Raw genomic sequence first — 14,099 nt, 5'->3', positions numbered from 1 at the left:
TCTTCGGCAAGTACAGACGGTATCAATGTGCGGCTATTGCGGCGTGATGCCGAGTTTTTGCGTGACCGATTTCCAACGGTCGAATTCCGCGGTCAGGTATTTCCGAAACTCCTCTGGCGAGCTGCCCTCGATAATGACGTCACGATCCATCATTGTGCGCCGGACTTCGGGATTCTGCAGTGCACGCTTGGTGGCTTTGTACAAGGCATCGACGATTTCAGGAGGCGTGCCTTTCGTTACGAGCAGGCCGTACCACGAGCCGCCTACCAACTGTGGAAAGCCGCTTTCTTTTGCTGTCGGAATGTCTGGCGCTCGATCCAGGCGTTGTTCGCTGAATACGGCCAGCGCCTTGAGTTTGCCGTTTTTGATCAGAGGCAATGTCGTGCCCGGGGTATCCAGGGTGTATTGCACCTGACCCGCCATGGTGTCGTTCAACAGGGCTGAACTGCCTTTATAGGGAACGTGCACGGTTTGAATGCCCGCGTCCATATTCAGTTGTTCGGAAAAGAAATAATTGGCGGTCATGATGCCCGGCGAGGCGTAGTTCACCACGCCGGGATGCGCTTTGGCGTAGTCGACCAGTTCGCGCAGATTATTGGGCGGAAATTTCGGGTTCGCGACCAGGATGAATGGGCCTCCGCCGATGCGTGTGACGGGCACGAGATCATTCATCGGATCATAAGTAAGCCCTTTTACGGTCAGCGGCGCGCCTGTCAATGGCGATGCGGTGGCGAACATCACGGTATAGCCATCGGGCGCGGACCTGACGACTTGCTGGGCGGCGATGGTTCCACTGGCGCCGCCCCGGTTCTCGACCACGACGGTCTGGTTGAGCTCTTTGCCCAACTGTTGTGCCAAGACGCGCGCCACGGTGTCGGTGCCTCCACCGGGCGGGTAGCCGACGATCAGGCGTATCGGTTGCTCAGGCCAGGATTCGGCTGCCTGGATGGTGGCTGGCAGGCATGTCGTCAATAGCGCTGCAAATGCGGTGAGCCATGCGGTGCGACGGATACTGGATGGCAGTTTCAAGAACACAGCTGAACGAGTCGTCATGGTGATCTCCTGAATGCGTGGGGGGCAGGCGGCTATTTCGAAGCCAATCCCAGTTTCTGAACAATCTCGGCTTCTTGCTGATACTGCTCTTTCGCATAGGCAGCGTAATCCTCGCCATTCATATAGACCAGTTCCTGTCCATACTGCGTCAGGATTTGTTTGAAGGCATCAGATTCTGCGATGTCTTTGAATACGGCATTGAGCTTGGCGACTGTTTCGGGCGGCATGCCTTTGGGTCCTGCAATACCAAAAGGCGCATTGGCAGGCGGGGTGCCATCCAGTTCGTGCAAGGTGGGAGTCTGGGGGTATTGCGCACTGCGCTGCGTGCCCCAGGTCACCAACATACGCATTTTTCCAGCCTGCACCAAGGGCTGTACCGTTGTTGATCCGGCGTATGCAGTGACTTGGCCGCCCAGTACTGCCGTGATGACATCGGACTCGCCCTTGTATGGTATGTGACGCCACGTCAAGCTGTTGCGGGTCGCGATTTGTTCCATCATGACATTCGAGGCGCTGCCCACGCTCGCCGTGCCGTACGTGATCTCGTTCGGATGCTGTTGGGCAAAGCTGATGAATTCGCCCCATGTCTTATGAGGCGATGCCGTAGGTACCGCAACACCCAATGTATACCCGCTGAGCATCATGATATAGGTGAAGTCGCGAGTGGGGTCATAGCCCATATCCTGGATGTGCGGCATGCGATATACGGGGCTGGGCAGGATAGCGAGCGTGTAGCCGTTGGGTTCTGCAGTTTTGATGGCGCGCGCGCCGAGTGTGGCGCCTGCACCGCCCCGATTCTCGATAACGATGGATTGCCCCAGTTTGGGCGCAGCCAGCTCGGCAAATTTGCGGATGACGGTATCCGTCGATCCGCCCGCTTGATAAGGCACGATGATATGCACCGGGCGCGTGGGGTAGTTATCCGCTGCGAACCCCGTGATAGGGGCGAGTGCAGCCATAGTGGCGACCAAGGCGGCGGTAATGCTGGCGCAACGGGCGCTGGACTGTTGTGGCGCCGCATGGCGAATGCTGCTGACGAGCGATGTCATGTTGATCTCCGCAAGTTTCAGTTGGCAGCCCAGGCTTGCGCAAATGCGCGGGCGAAATTGCCGCCCAGCACGCCCAGAATCTGGCTGTCCGTCAACCCGGCCTGATGCAGCGCTTCGGTAAAGGCGGGAAACTGTGCCGGGGTAGGCATCTCGACGGGGTATCGTGCTTCCATCACATCGCCGAAGGCATCAGAGAAGTCTCCACCGGATCTGGCGTATTTGGTACGCGACATCACCATCACGTGACGCACGGCCTCATACGTGTCGACGGACGGATAGTCGGTGCCTATGCCCACATGCTCGTAGCCGACCAGGTCTCCGATATATTTGACGTTCGCGACGAAGTCCGACAGCAATGGTTGTTTTTTTGGATCGCCATTCCAATTGAGGTAGGCGTGAATGCTGCAGCCGATCACGCCGCCCGTGGATGCTACTGCCTTGATGACGTCGTCCGATTTATTGCGCGGGCGCTTGATCACTGCGTTGGCGTTGGCATGGGTCAGAAAGACGGGCCGAGTGCTGCGTGCCGCGGCGTCGAGGCAAGTCTGGGGCGCACAATGACTCAGGTCGATCGCTATGCCGACGCGGTTCATCTCGTCGACCATATTCAGTCCCAGGTCGCTCAAGCCTGCATTACGTTTTTCGAGGCATCCGTCGCCGATCAGGTTTGCCTCGTTGTAGGTCAGCTGAATGACACGAATACCGAGTGTGTGAAAAAGCGCGACACGATCGATCTGATCGCCGAGAGGCTTGGCATTTTGCCAACCCATGATCAGGCCGAGTTTGCCAGTCTGCTTGGCGCGTGCAATGTCTGCGGCATTTTCGACAAGCAGCCAGGGGCTATCAAGCGCCGCACAACGTTGCCGCCATAACATGGCGTCCTTGAGTGCCTGCTCGAAATCGGCGCCCATGTCGCTGATCGTGACATTGATGGCGCTCACGCCGCCGGTCAACATGTCGCGGGTACTGCCATCACTGAAGAAAACCAGGCCATCGACAATGGTGGCTTGACGGTGCAAATCGGCGGTGTGGCTGACCATGAACTAATTCCCTTGCTATTGAGATGATTATTTGGACTGAACGAATGAGGGCGGGGCGCCAGCATGGCGCTAAACGTATGGGCTAGTGACGGTATCGGTCATAGCGGAATGGCTTCAAGTCAACGGTGGTCTGTTTGCCTTGAATGAGCTGCGCCATGGCCTCGCCAGCGGCGGGTCCGATACCAAAGCCATGACCGGAAAACCCCGATGCCAGAAACAGGCCGGGCACATTGGGAACGGCGTCCATGACGGGCATCGCATCGGGTGTGACATCGATGTAGCCCGCCCAGGATTGCGCGATGCGAGCGTTGTGGAACGCCGGAAAGGCGTCAGTCAATTTTTTCCAGGCATGGGCGTTACCTCGCATCGACGGATGCGGGTCCAGTAGGCGATGGCGTTCGAATGGCGACTCGCGATCCGCGGGGTAACGACGAGGCAGGGACAGTTCTTCGAAAAAACGTTTGCCGAATCTCAACCGCACAAAGCTGCGATTGGCCAGCCACGTGCGCATGAAATAGCGCATCAACCTGAAACTATCGGGCACGACATCTGCCATCGACGCGCCGAATTGCGACACCGTGTAGCCGCCGTCCGCACGTTTGCGGCAGGTAAAGTCCTTGCCGTTGATCGCCGCAGTCGAACCAGTATCGATGGGTGTGGTGCGCAGTACCGAGCCGCGCACCTTTAGCTGGGGAAAGTCAGCACCGAGGTTCCCGCAAAACAACCTGGACCAGGCGCCGGCGGCGATCAATACCGTGGCGGTTTCGACGCGCCCCTTTTCGGTGAGCAGGGCGGATACTCGCCCCGCGGACTGCTCCACGCCACGCACGGCGCAGTCCTCCAGAATTTGAGCGCCTGCGGCGCGCGCCAACGCGGCGATTCCGTTGGTCGCCAGTTGGGGTTCGGCAACGCCGTCAGTGGCGCTGTACATGGCCCCGGTCCAGGCCCGGGCAGTTTGGGGCAGCAGGCGTTTGGCTGCCGCACTATCGAGCAGGCGCGCGTCGGTGCCATAGGCTCGTGCGTTGTCGATCCAGGTTTGGTGCGAGGAGGCGTCCGCCTCACTGTCCTGCAAGTACAGCATGCCTGTACGGCGAAATCCTACGTCGATTTGTTCCTGGATTTCGCCCCAAATCCGGTTCGAACGTATCGCCAGCGGGACCTCTGGCAAATCGCGTCCCAGCGTTCTGACCCATCCCCAATTGCGGGACGACTGTTCACAGCCTAGCGCCGCTTTTTCAAATACCGCTGTCCGGACGCCCGCGCGGGCGAGGGCGTAGGCGGCACTGATTCCGATGATGCCGCCGCCCACAATGGCGACCTCGACATGATCCGGAAATGCGGCTGAATGACTGCTGTTGTGCTGCAACGCTCACCCCTTGTTCTGCTGTTAATTATCGTTATTCGATAAATAAAAGCGTATAGCGATATAATGCTTGGAATTTATACTGCAAGCCCGCGGCTGCGGCAACGTCTGGGTTTCCCTAGGAAAGGCGATGGCCGGGGCTGGCTACTATCTGCGTCTCGCCATTTTTTGGAGTTTGAATGTCTGAGCCTTCCGCGCTGATGATTCAGTCATTGGAGAAAGGACTGTTGGTACTCGAGTCGTTTCGAGCCCATGCCTCGCTGAGTTTGCAGGAGATCGCCCAGATCAACGGCATCACGATGGGTTCGGCGCAGCGCGTGGCGTACACGCTGGAGCGCACAGGCTATTTATCGAAGGACGCGCGCAGCAAGCGTTACAGCGTGACCGTCAAAGGCGTCGGGCTGGGGTACAGCTATCTGTATCGGCAGCCGTTGTTCCAACACGCGCATGCCGTGTTGCATCAGCTGAATCAGGAATGCGGAGAAATCGTCAACCTGAGCGTCCCCGATGACGGGGATAACATGGTCTTTGTGATGCGGGTCGCCCCGGCTCGCCATATCCCGGAGTACATGCCCGTCGGCACGAGTATTCCTTGCATATCCTCTGCGTCGGGGCGTGCTTTATGGGCGCATTTATCGCCCGCGGAACTCGATCAGAAGCTGAGGACCGTCACACCGGTCAAGCACACGCCACGCACCACCACCGACATGGCTGCGTTGCGAGCGTTGATTGAGCAAGCTCGCCATGATCAGTATGGCTATGCGGATGAGGAGTTTTATGCGGGGGACGTGAACGTCGCGTCTGCCATCTATGACGAAACGGGTACGCCGATAGGAGCCGTGAATATTTCCGTACCCAAGCCGCGTTGGTCATTGGATCGCGCGCGGCAAGAACTGGGGCCGTTGGTCATGCGTGCGGCGAGGGTCATCAGCAAGCGCAAATAGAGCGGTGTCGCGATTGAGCGATCAAGGCGTTGCGTTTTCCTCACCGCAGGACAGCCCGATATCTGTTTATCATGCCTCGCGTTCTAGTCCGAACATGCCCTCCAGCACACGGTGTTTCGATTGCTCGATGTGCTGCATCATGTTCGCAAGCGCGCGTTCGTGATCGCCGGCAGCCAGGGCTCTCAGGAACCCCAGATGTTCTTCCATGGCGGGTACGACTTGGACGGGCCTCATCGACTGGGCGTCGTAGCGAATCAACCGCACGTGCAGGCTGTTGACCCGATAGATCTCCGAGAGGATTTCATTGCCGATGGCGTCGACCATCTGGTCGTGCAGCCCCCAGTCGACGGATTGGGCATCGCGCTCCAGTGCGTCGTCCGGTGTGGACGCAAGGGCGCGCTTGAGGATCGCCTCGTGGCTTTCGATGAGCTCGTTGATCGAGTTCTGATTCACGACTCTGCAGAAATTGATCACCGCCTCGCGCTCGATCATGGTGCGGACTTGCCAGGCATTGCGGATCAGCTTCATATCGACCGTAGCGATCTGCAGGCCTCTTTGCGGAACGGTCTTGATCAACCCCGCCGCTTCTAGACGTGGAATGAGTTCCCTGACCGCAGCAAGCGGCATTTCCAGCATTTCCATCAGTTCGCGTTGAGAGACGAACTGGCCCGGCAGGATGCGGGCGTCGATGATCTGCTGGCGAAACCCTTGGTAGGCGAGGGCGCGCTGGCTGAGCGATGGCGTGGCAGCAGTGCCGCTGGATGCCTTTGCCGGGCGGGGTTTAACAGAGGTTGTGTTCATGGTTCGAATACAGCAAGCCGGATATAAATTTGATTGTGCCTGATCTACGGGTTATTACTAACATCTAACTAACATGTTAGTTGGTGTATAGTTCGAGCTCAGCGAAGGGATAGTACCCCTATTGATTGTTTTTGCAAACGGAGTGTGTATGGGATTGGATCTCACCGGCGTTATTCCGCCGCTCGTTACCCCTTTTACGGCAGATGGCAGCATTGACGAGGCTGCATTGCGCAAGGTCATTCGGTTCAATCTCGACAAGCAGGTACATGGTGTCTGCCCTGGTGGGAGCACCGGCGAGGGCCACACGCTGACGATTGACGAGTTCAAGCGCGTGATGGAAATCACGGCTGCCGAGGTGGCCGGACAAGTGCCTGTCGTGGCGGGGATTATTTCCAATAGCACCCGGGACGCCATCAATCGCGCCAAGGCCATCGAGCATCTGTCGGTCGCTGCCTTACAGGTGACTCCGGTGCATTATCTGTTCAAGCCGGATGAGCAGGCTACGCACAATCATTTCAAAGCGTTGACGCAAGCCGTGGATACGCCGGTCATTATCTACAACGTGGTGCCGTGGAATTATCTGAATCCTGCTCAGATGATTCGGTTGATGACTGATTTGCCGGGGGTTCAAGGCATCAAGCAGAGCCAGGGCGATCTGAAGCTGATGGCTGATCTGCTGCTGGGCGTGCCCGACGGGTGCAAGGTGTATTCCGCTGTGGACGCGTTGCTTTATTCGTCGTTCGCGCTCGGTGCGCATGGCACTATCGCTGCAACGCCGGCTGCGTTGCCTGGTGTATGCGTCAATCTGTGGAACACCGTCAAGACCGGTGATCACGTGAAGGCTGTCGAGATGCATGCCGCCATGCTGGCATTTTGGAACGCGCTGGTGGGTGACAACTTGCCCGCGAATATCAAGACGTCGATTGCGCTCCAAGGCTGCGAAGCAGGGCTGCCACGTGCGCCGATGCCGGCGACGTCGCCCGAGCAACGCCAACGTATCGAAGCGGCGATGGCGGCAGTGCTGCGCTTTGACCGTTAAACCATACGCGTTCAATAAGAGAGGAGACGACAGATGAATATTCAACGCCGCAGCATGATCAAGCTCGGGGCGGGTTTATGTGTGGGCGCCGCGATTGGTCGGCCTGCCTGGGCGCAGTCTTATCCGAGCCGGCCTGTTACGCTGGTCGTGCCGTTTGCACCGGGTGGAAATACTGACATTGTGGGGCGGACGATTGCAACTGCATTGGCAAAAGTGCTTGGCCAATCTGTGGTGGTGGACAATAGGGGCGGCGCTGGCGGATCAATAGGAGCGTCGCAGGTCGCGCGCTCTGATCCGGATGGTTATACCTTGCTGTTATGCGGGGCAGGGGTCATTGTCACCGTTCCGCAGATGGTCAAGACCAGTTATAGCCGCGACAGTTTTACCCCGTTGGGCTTGGTGAACAAGAGTTCAATGGTGTTGCTGGTCCGGGGAAATGACGAGCGTTTTAAAACCCTGAAGGATTTCGCCGAATATGCCCGCGCGGAACCGCGGCGGGTCAATGCGGCGCACTCGGGGCCCGGAACGCCGAATCATTTGGCGTTGCTGCAGACCGAAAGCGCATTGAAAGCGCAGTTCACGGTACTCAGCTACAAGGGCGCGAACCCTGCATTGATCAGTCTGCTGGGCGGGCAGATCGATGCCATGTTCGATCAGGTGCCCAGCTGCTTGCCGCACATAAAGAGCGGTGCACTGAAAGCGTTGGCGGTGTTGGGCCCAGAGCGGGATCCGATTATTCCCGATGTGCCGACGATCGCCGAATTGGGATTCGGCAATGTCGATGGCACGACGTACGTGGGCATATTGGGGCCGAGCGGTATGCCCAAGGCGCTGCAGGATCAATTGGCGAATCTGATCGCGCAGGCAGTCAAAGATCCACAAGCCATCAAGAGCGCAACTGAGCTTGGCAGTGTGGCTTATTCCAGCACGCCGCAGGAATTCACCGAGGTGTTGAATGCGGAGTATGCCGTCGCGGCGCAGGCGGCAAAAGACGGCCGTCTGAAAGTCGATTGAGGTTGCGTCACATCGGCGGTGATTGAGGCAGGCTGTGTCCGCGGCCTGTCTCAAGCCGTAATCCAGCGCGATGCTGCGATCTTGCGCTCATGATTGCTGGTGCCACCCAGTGTTCACACTACATCCATATTGAATATCCCGTGAAGAAAATTCTCAACAATCCTCAACACTATGTCGACGAAATGCTGGAGGGGCTGTGTGCTGCGCATCCTGAATTGCAACGGATGGGTGAAGACGGGCGAGTGATCGCACGCAGCCAAGGCGCCGTTGACGGAAAAGTCGGTATCGTGACCGGAGGCGGCTCAGGGCATTTGCCTGTATTTCTTGGTTATGTCGGCGAGGGCTTGCTGGACAGTTGCGCTGTGGGCAATGTCTTTGCCGGTCCTCGGATGGCGGATTGCATGGAGGCAGCACGTGCTGCGGATGGGGGCGCGGGGGTCTTGCAGCTATACGGCAATTACGGTGGCGACCGTATGAATTTCGATATGGCGGCAGAGATGCTTGAGCTGGAGGGGATTGCTACGGCGTCTGTGCGTGTGACAGATGATGTGGCGAGCGCGCCAGCCGATCAGAAAGACAAGCGTCGCGGCGTGGCGGGGCTGGTGTTGGTCTACAAGGTGGTTGGCGCGAAAGCTGCCGAGGGGGCGTCGCTGGAGGAGGTAACCCGGCTTGCGCGTAAGGCAAATGAGGCTTGCCGTTCTATCGGTGTGGCGATTACGCCGTGCGTGGTGCCAGAATCGGGCAAGCCGTCGTTCACGATTCAGGATGGCGAGATGGAGTTCGGCATGGGGATCCACGGAGAGCCGGGACTCTGGCGTGGACCTCTGAAGACTGCCGATGAGCTGGCCGATGAGATGCTCAGCCGTTTGATGCCTGAGTTGGACCTTCGTCAGGGGGATCAGGTTGGCGTCGTCGTCAACAGTCTGGGTGCGACTCCTGCAGAAGAACTGTATATCTTGTTCCGGCGTGTGGCTGCCGTGATGCGACAAAAGGGGATTGATATCGTGCAGCCGTTGGTCGGCCGATATGCAACATCTATGGAAATGACGGGTGCGTCGTTGACGCTGATGAAGCTGGACGATGAGCTCGAGCGGTTATTGACGGCGCCGGCGGATTGTCCCTTCTGGAGGGTGTATTGATGATGTTGTCTCAGCCTGAGTTGAAATCGTCCATGGCCGGTTGGTGCGTCGCGATGCGTGCGGCCGCGCCGGAGTTGAATGAATTGGATGGCAGGTTGGGTGATGCCGATCTCGGGGCTACGCTGGAGAAATGTGCCGTTCTAATTGAGCAGGAACTAGGCAGTCTCCCTGATGATTTGGAGGGGGCATTTAAAAAGCTGGCGCAGGCCTGCGCGAGAGCGTCAGGCTCGAGTTTCGGGACGCTTTTGACAGTGGCGTTTATGACCGCGGCGAAATATAGCCGCAATAAAACGAGCCTGAGCCGACAAGATATCGTGGACCTGCTCAACACCGTGATTGAGACGCTGTCTGCCAGAGGAGGCGCTAGTCTGGGAGACAAAACAGTTCTGGACGGGCTCCAGGCGATTTATGTGGCCTTGCAAACATCGGCTGACGAGGGCTGTCTATTGCCGCTCGCCCGTGATGCTGTGCAGCGGGCGCTCGATGAATTCCGTGGCAAGCCGAATCGGATCGGGCGCGCTCGTATGTTTGCCGAGCGCACTGTCGGCATGGATGATCCAGGAATGGTGGCACTGTTGAGGATGGTGGAGGGGATTTGTGTAAAGCGTGATGTGCTTGGTTAAAGCACGCACGACTTTAACGCCCACGCCGTTCTTGGATGAATCCGAACTACTCGTCACCCGGCGGGCGTGCCGCGCCGCATTGCCAGCAAGTCGTGAATTGCGGCTCCAGCCATTCTCCGCAATCGTCGCACTGCCAGTTGAATCTCGCGCCGAATAGTTCGTTCTTTACAGGCCCCTCGACAATCTGCATGGCGGCTGCTTTGTCGTGCTCGTTCTCCAGCCAGATGTCTGGGCCGCACTGATCCACAGGGATTTCCCCGGCGCCGCCTTGCATGTAGCGGTTTGTGAGATGGCAGGGGATGCCGGCTTGGGTCAATAGATTGACCCAGTGTTGAGCCAGCATTAAATCGGGGGCCCGCATTAGTCGAATCATGGGTGCGTCCGGATGATGGCAGACGCGTCAATCATAAAGCAAGCGAGGTCTGATTCAAGGGGGCATGCAGACTAGGGGTGGTTCTTGCAGAATTCAGCACGGCCGGCGTCCAGCTCCGACAGGATGGCATCCATGGAGGTGCTGGCCTGCGTTTGTGCATCGGCATAGCAACTATTTCCGTGCGCATCTATGGCTACGGTGACTGGCCCTAGCCCTTCGACCCGTAGGCGCACTACACGGTAATGGGTCAGCATATCAGGCCAGCCGATTTCCACTACGCCGCGCAGCGCTTGAGACAGCAGCGTGCAACCTCCTCCTAGAAAGGAAAGATAAACGCAGCCGGTTTCTTTCATCGCCTCGACTGACGCCGCATCCAGCCCGCCCTTGCCGCCCACGGCATGCAAACCCAGCTGGCGGATCAGCGTAGGCATGTACGGATTGAAGCGGGTGCTCGTGGTGGGATTGATATAGAGCACCTGGAAACCGCCGTCGGCTGCCTCCTGGCTGTAGCTGCCGATGTGAAACAGGCAGCCGTCGTGCAATTCCAGCGGTAGCGGTTCGGCCCCGTCGAGCGTTTTTAGCAGGCGCTGGTGCGTGGGCAGGCCGGCCGTTACTACTATTTCGCCATCCAAGATCAATTGGTCACCGGCACGAAGCGAGCGTGCGTCCTCGGCCGACAGCGGGAAATTCATACGATGCGTGCGTATGCTCATTCTACGATTTCCACTCGGTTGTCGTTGTAGATCCGCGCGCGGGTGCGCCGGTTGATCCAGCAGTTGAAAGCCACGGCCACCGGGGTAAAACCATGGCCGGCACAGTAGTTCACGTTGACTGATAGGGCGGTACTGTCGCCGCCCGTCCCCATGGGGCCGAAACCGGTTTTGTTGATGGCTGCAGCCAATCGACGTTCCATGTCGGCGACCAGTGGTTCGGCATGGCGCTCTCCGATGGGGCGCAAAGTGGCCTCTTTTGCCATCTTGGCGGCGTAGTCGAAAGAGCCGCCCACGCCTACGCCGATGACCACTGGCGGGCAGGGCTGCGAACCCGCCTTGCAGACGGTGTCGATGACGTATCGCTCGATAGTCGCCAGATCGGGAAAACTGAAGATTTCCAACGCTTCCCACCGTCCCGAACCCAGCGCCTTGGGGCTACAGGTGATGTCCACGCAGTCGCTGCCATCGACGAGGTCAAAGGTAGTGATCGGCATGCCCTTGCCAGCATGGCCCCGCTCTAGCGTGAGCGGGTGGGTGACGTGGGGCAGCAGGGGAGGTTGGATGTTGCCTACCAGGTCCGCAAAGCCGTCGGTGATGGCCTGGCGGACATCACCCGCGAAGCGCGCCTGGGTGCCGACCCGCACAAAGAACACCGGCACACCGGCGTCCGAGCAAATGAAGTGATTGTCGCGTGCCGCCGCGTCTGCGCTTTCTACCATGATGCGCAGCGTGTGCCTGGCGGTTTCGCTGCGATCAGTGGCTTCCAGTGCGAGGAGGGCTGAACGGGTATCGGACGGAATTCCGCGCAGCGAGCGGTCGTAGAGCGTTGCTGTGACACGGCGAATGGTTTCGGGTTGGATGGACATTATGCTGCCTTGACCGAAAAAGATGGATGAGCTCGCCTCACGGCATTGACTCCTCGAGTACGGATCGATCCCACGCTGTGGGATTGATCACATGGCGCGGCATTCTGCCGGCTAGTGCGGTGATGACGCTCTCAGCCACGGACATCGCCACCCGCTCTATGGATTCGTGCGTAAAGGTGGCCATGTGGGGCGTGACGGTGATGCCTTCGACACCGATCAGGCAACTAGGACTGCCTACCCCCTGTTGCTGCAGGACATCGACGGCTACACCTGCCAGGTGGCCACTGCGGATGGCTTGCACAACGGCTTCTTCGTCCAGTAAACCGCCGCGCGAGGTGTTGATCAGATAAGCACCCCGTTTCATCTGTGCCAGCGTACGGGCGTTGATCATGTGTCGGGTGGCGTGATCGAGAGGCAGATGCAGCGTCACGATGTCTGCTTGCGCCAACGCGTCATCGAGCGAGCAGAAACGTACACCGTGTTCCCGGCCGAACTCCAGGTCCAGCCGCGGACAGACGGCGAGCACCTCCATGTCGAAGCCGCGAGCGCGTTTGACCACACCTCGGCCAATGCGGCCCAGACCCACGACGCAGATTTTCTTGCGCCAGGCCTCGGTTCCTGTGAACCGCTCCCATCCATGTGCTCGCACGCTCGTCGACGCGCGGGAAACGCCGCGCATAGCTTCCAGCATCAGGGAAAAGGTGAAATCGGCGACACTCTGGTCGTTGGTCCCGGCCGCGATGCTGACGATCACGCCTTTGCGGGTCGCGGCCTCCAGATCCACGTTGTCGTAGCCGACACCCGGCCGGGCGATCAGTTTGAGCCGGTTGGCTGCTCCGATTACGGCTGCGTCCATGGGCTCCATGGCGAACACCAGCGCGTCGATGTCCCGTACCTGTTCTACCAGCCAGGCCTGATCGATTGGGGCCGGCGTGTTTTGGACGATGACTTCATGGCCCGCTTCACGCATTAAAGCGATGGCTTTCGGGGACTGGGCCACGCTCTTGGCTGTGACGAGTACCCGGCCGGGGGCGCCATTGCCGATTTGCTTTTGCATGATCACTCCATCTTGATGTCGAGACGTTTGAGCACGGGCTTGAGACGCTGCTCTTCCGAGTCGATGTACTGGGCCAGCGCTGCCGCATCGGTCACCCGCAATTCGACGCCGGCCGCCGCCAGCCGCTCTCGACGGGCCGGGTCGGCGGCGGCAGCCTGCATGCCCTGCAGCAGCTTGGCACGGATGTCCGCAGGCGTGCCGGCGGGGACAGCCACGCCGTACCAGGACTCGGAAATGAACCCGGGCATTCCGGCCTCGGCAGTGGTGGGAACGTCAGGTAACAAGGGGGAGCGCTGGGGCGTAGACACCGCCAGGGGCCTGATCTTTCCGTTCTTCACGAAGGGCACTTGCGGCGGGATGTTGACGAACGACACCTGGACCTCGTTACTGACCAGAGCCATCACGGCCGGCGATGCCCCCTTGTACGGAATATGGGTGATGCGAGCCCCGGTGAGGTCCTTGAACATCTCGCCAGCCAGGTGTGGGCCGGTTCCCGCGCCTGCGCTCGAATAATTCAAGCTGCCAGGATTTTTCTGGGAATAGTCGATCAGTTCCTTCAGCGAATGTACGGGCGTTTCGGCATTTACAGAGACCATGCTGCCGATGACGCTCCACATGCCCACCAGCTCGAAATCCTTCTTGGCGTTGTAGGGGATCTTGGGATTGATAAGGGGCATGATCACATGTGTGGCCGGACCGATCATCAATACGGTGTAGCCGTCCGGCGCCGAATTGACCACTGCGACGGCGCCTACGATGGTGCCGCCACCTGGTTTGTTGTCGGTAATGACGGCTGCGCCGTTGAAAGCCGTCTTCAGGCCGTCAGCAAGTTCGCGAGTCAGCAGGTCGCCCGCGCCGCCTGCTGCATAAGGGTGCACGAGACGGATCACCTTGTCCGGGTATTCTGCGCGTGCCAATAATGGCGAGGCCGCCACGGCGCCACATAGCAGTGCGGCAGCGACACGCCGCACGCTGGCTGGCAAAAATGCCGAGTACTTGATTTGCATATTGTCTCCATGGATATT

General features: G+C 58.9%; 15 protein-coding genes. 5 read left to right on the top strand and 10 right to left on the bottom strand.

Annotation, left to right across the window (positions count from 1 at the left end):
• Nucleotides 1-33: 33 nt before the first annotated feature.
• The 4 genes from ACYVIT_RS17680 to ACYVIT_RS17665 form a co-directional block, all read right to left on the bottom strand.
• Entirely contained in the window at nucleotides 34-1,053 is a 1,020-nt protein-coding gene (locus ACYVIT_RS17680) for a Bug family tripartite tricarboxylate transporter substrate binding protein (RefSeq protein WP_415808311.1), read from the bottom strand.
• A gap of 32 nt (nucleotides 1,054-1,085) precedes the next feature.
• Nucleotides 1,086-2,102: a tripartite tricarboxylate transporter substrate binding protein gene (locus ACYVIT_RS17675; protein ID WP_415808312.1), complete on the bottom strand. Its 1,017-nt coding sequence runs from the start codon at nucleotides 2,100-2,102 to the stop codon at nucleotides 1,086-1,088.
• A 17-nt stretch (nucleotides 2,103-2,119) separates the two neighbouring features.
• A complete protein-coding gene (locus ACYVIT_RS17670; protein ID WP_415808313.1) occupies nucleotides 2,120-3,142 on the bottom strand; it encodes a dipeptidase in 1,023 nt (340 codons plus the stop codon).
• 82 nt (nucleotides 3,143-3,224) lie between these two features.
• Entirely contained in the window at nucleotides 3,225-4,508 is a 1,284-nt protein-coding gene (locus ACYVIT_RS17665) for an NAD(P)/FAD-dependent oxidoreductase (protein WP_415808314.1), read from the bottom strand.
• Between the two features lie 176 nt (nucleotides 4,509-4,684).
• On the opposite strand from ACYVIT_RS17665, the gene ACYVIT_RS17660 reads away from it, so the two are divergent.
• Complete coding sequence (locus ACYVIT_RS17660) at nucleotides 4,685-5,449, top strand: IclR family transcriptional regulator (protein ID WP_415808315.1); 765 nt, start codon at nucleotides 4,685-4,687, stop codon at nucleotides 5,447-5,449.
• A gap of 69 nt (nucleotides 5,450-5,518) precedes the next feature.
• Here the strand turns inward: ACYVIT_RS17660 and ACYVIT_RS17655 are convergent, their stop codons facing one another.
• Nucleotides 5,519-6,250 carry a GntR family transcriptional regulator gene (locus tag ACYVIT_RS17655; protein WP_415808316.1) on the bottom strand — a complete coding sequence of 244 codons (732 nt, stop codon included), beginning with the start codon at nucleotides 6,248-6,250 and terminating at the stop codon, nucleotides 5,519-5,521.
• Between the two features lie 148 nt (nucleotides 6,251-6,398).
• Between ACYVIT_RS17655 and ACYVIT_RS17650 the strand changes: the two genes are divergently transcribed.
• From ACYVIT_RS17650 to ACYVIT_RS17635, 4 genes are all read left to right on the top strand, one after another.
• Entirely contained in the window at nucleotides 6,399-7,289 is an 891-nt protein-coding gene (locus ACYVIT_RS17650; RefSeq protein WP_415808317.1) for a dihydrodipicolinate synthase family protein, read from the top strand.
• Nucleotides 7,290-7,322: 33 nt separating this feature from the next.
• Nucleotides 7,323-8,303: a Bug family tripartite tricarboxylate transporter substrate binding protein gene (locus tag ACYVIT_RS17645; RefSeq protein ID WP_415808318.1), complete on the top strand. Its 981-nt coding sequence runs from the start codon at nucleotides 7,323-7,325 to the stop codon at nucleotides 8,301-8,303.
• A 140-nt stretch (nucleotides 8,304-8,443) separates the two neighbouring features.
• Complete coding sequence (locus ACYVIT_RS17640) at nucleotides 8,444-9,442, top strand: dihydroxyacetone kinase subunit DhaK (protein ID WP_415808319.1); 999 nt, start codon at nucleotides 8,444-8,446, stop codon at nucleotides 9,440-9,442.
• A complete protein-coding gene (locus ACYVIT_RS17635) occupies nucleotides 9,442-10,065 on the top strand; it encodes a dihydroxyacetone kinase subunit L (RefSeq protein WP_415808320.1) in 624 nt (207 codons plus the stop codon). Before ACYVIT_RS17640 ends, ACYVIT_RS17635 begins: the two co-directional genes overlap by 1 nt.
• A 46-nt stretch (nucleotides 10,066-10,111) precedes the next feature.
• Here ACYVIT_RS17635 and ACYVIT_RS17630 read toward each other — a convergent pair whose 3' ends face one another.
• The 5 genes from ACYVIT_RS17630 to ACYVIT_RS17610 form a co-directional block, all read right to left on the bottom strand.
• A complete protein-coding gene (locus ACYVIT_RS17630; protein ID WP_415808321.1) occupies nucleotides 10,112-10,438 on the bottom strand; it encodes a putative signal transducing protein in 327 nt (108 codons plus the stop codon).
• A 71-nt stretch (nucleotides 10,439-10,509) separates the two neighbouring features.
• The gene (locus tag ACYVIT_RS17625) at nucleotides 10,510-11,151 is read right to left on the bottom strand and encodes a fumarate hydratase C-terminal domain-containing protein (RefSeq protein ID WP_415808322.1); all 642 of its coding nucleotides are present in this window, start codon (nucleotides 11,149-11,151) and stop codon (nucleotides 10,510-10,512) included.
• On the bottom strand, nucleotides 11,148-12,017 hold the full coding sequence (locus ACYVIT_RS17620; protein WP_415808323.1) for a fumarate hydratase: 870 nt from the start codon (nucleotides 12,015-12,017) through the stop codon (nucleotides 11,148-11,150). Before ACYVIT_RS17620 ends, ACYVIT_RS17625 begins: the two co-directional genes overlap by 4 nt.
• A 37-nt stretch (nucleotides 12,018-12,054) precedes the next feature.
• Nucleotides 12,055-13,074, bottom strand: coding sequence for a phosphoglycerate dehydrogenase (locus tag ACYVIT_RS17615; protein WP_415808324.1), 1,020 nt, complete (start codon nucleotides 13,072-13,074; stop codon nucleotides 12,055-12,057).
• 2 nt (nucleotides 13,075-13,076) lie between these two features.
• Nucleotides 13,077-14,081, bottom strand: a complete 1,005-nt coding sequence (locus ACYVIT_RS17610) for a Bug family tripartite tricarboxylate transporter substrate binding protein (protein WP_415808325.1) — start codon at nucleotides 14,079-14,081, stop codon at nucleotides 13,077-13,079.
• Between the last annotated feature and the right edge of the window lie 18 nt (nucleotides 14,082-14,099).

The organism is Bordetella muralis (assembly GCF_054781015.1).
The sequence above is the reverse complement of the archived record's forward strand: the minus strand, read 5'-3'. Positions and strand labels throughout refer to the sequence as shown.

What these genes read in the sequence shown, in the direction of transcription:
- ACYVIT_RS17680 (WP_415808311.1), bottom strand. Translation starts at nt 1,053, where the DNA reads ATGACGACTCGTTCAGCTGTGTTCTTGAAACTGCCATCCAGTATCCGT.
- ACYVIT_RS17675 (WP_415808312.1), bottom strand. Translation starts at nt 2,102, where the DNA reads ATGACATCGCTCGTCAGCAGCATTCGCCATGCGGCGCCACAACAGTCC.
- ACYVIT_RS17670 (WP_415808313.1), bottom strand. Translation starts at nt 3,142, where the DNA reads ATGGTCAGCCACACCGCCGATTTGCACCGTCAAGCCACCATTGTCGAT.
- ACYVIT_RS17660 (WP_415808315.1), top strand. Translation starts at nt 4,685, where the DNA reads ATGTCTGAGCCTTCCGCGCTGATGATTCAGTCATTGGAGAAAGGACTG.
- ACYVIT_RS17655 (WP_415808316.1), bottom strand. Translation starts at nt 6,250, where the DNA reads ATGAACACAACCTCTGTTAAACCCCGCCCGGCAAAGGCATCCAGCGGC.
- ACYVIT_RS17650 (WP_415808317.1), top strand. Translation starts at nt 6,399, where the DNA reads ATGGGATTGGATCTCACCGGCGTTATTCCGCCGCTCGTTACCCCTTTT.
- ACYVIT_RS17645 (WP_415808318.1), top strand. Translation starts at nt 7,323, where the DNA reads ATGAATATTCAACGCCGCAGCATGATCAAGCTCGGGGCGGGTTTATGT.
- ACYVIT_RS17635 (WP_415808320.1), top strand. Translation starts at nt 9,442, where the DNA reads ATGATGTTGTCTCAGCCTGAGTTGAAATCGTCCATGGCCGGTTGGTGC.
- ACYVIT_RS17630 (WP_415808321.1), bottom strand. Translation starts at nt 10,438, where the DNA reads ATGATTCGACTAATGCGGGCCCCCGATTTAATGCTGGCTCAACACTGG.
- ACYVIT_RS17625 (WP_415808322.1), bottom strand. Translation starts at nt 11,151, where the DNA reads ATGAGCATACGCACGCATCGTATGAATTTCCCGCTGTCGGCCGAGGAC.
- ACYVIT_RS17620 (WP_415808323.1), bottom strand. Translation starts at nt 12,017, where the DNA reads ATGTCCATCCAACCCGAAACCATTCGCCGTGTCACAGCAACGCTCTAC.
- ACYVIT_RS17615 (WP_415808324.1), bottom strand. Translation starts at nt 13,074, where the DNA reads ATGCAAAAGCAAATCGGCAATGGCGCCCCCGGCCGGGTACTCGTCACA.
- ACYVIT_RS17610 (WP_415808325.1), bottom strand. Translation starts at nt 14,081, where the DNA reads ATGCAAATCAAGTACTCGGCATTTTTGCCAGCCAGCGTGCGGCGTGTC.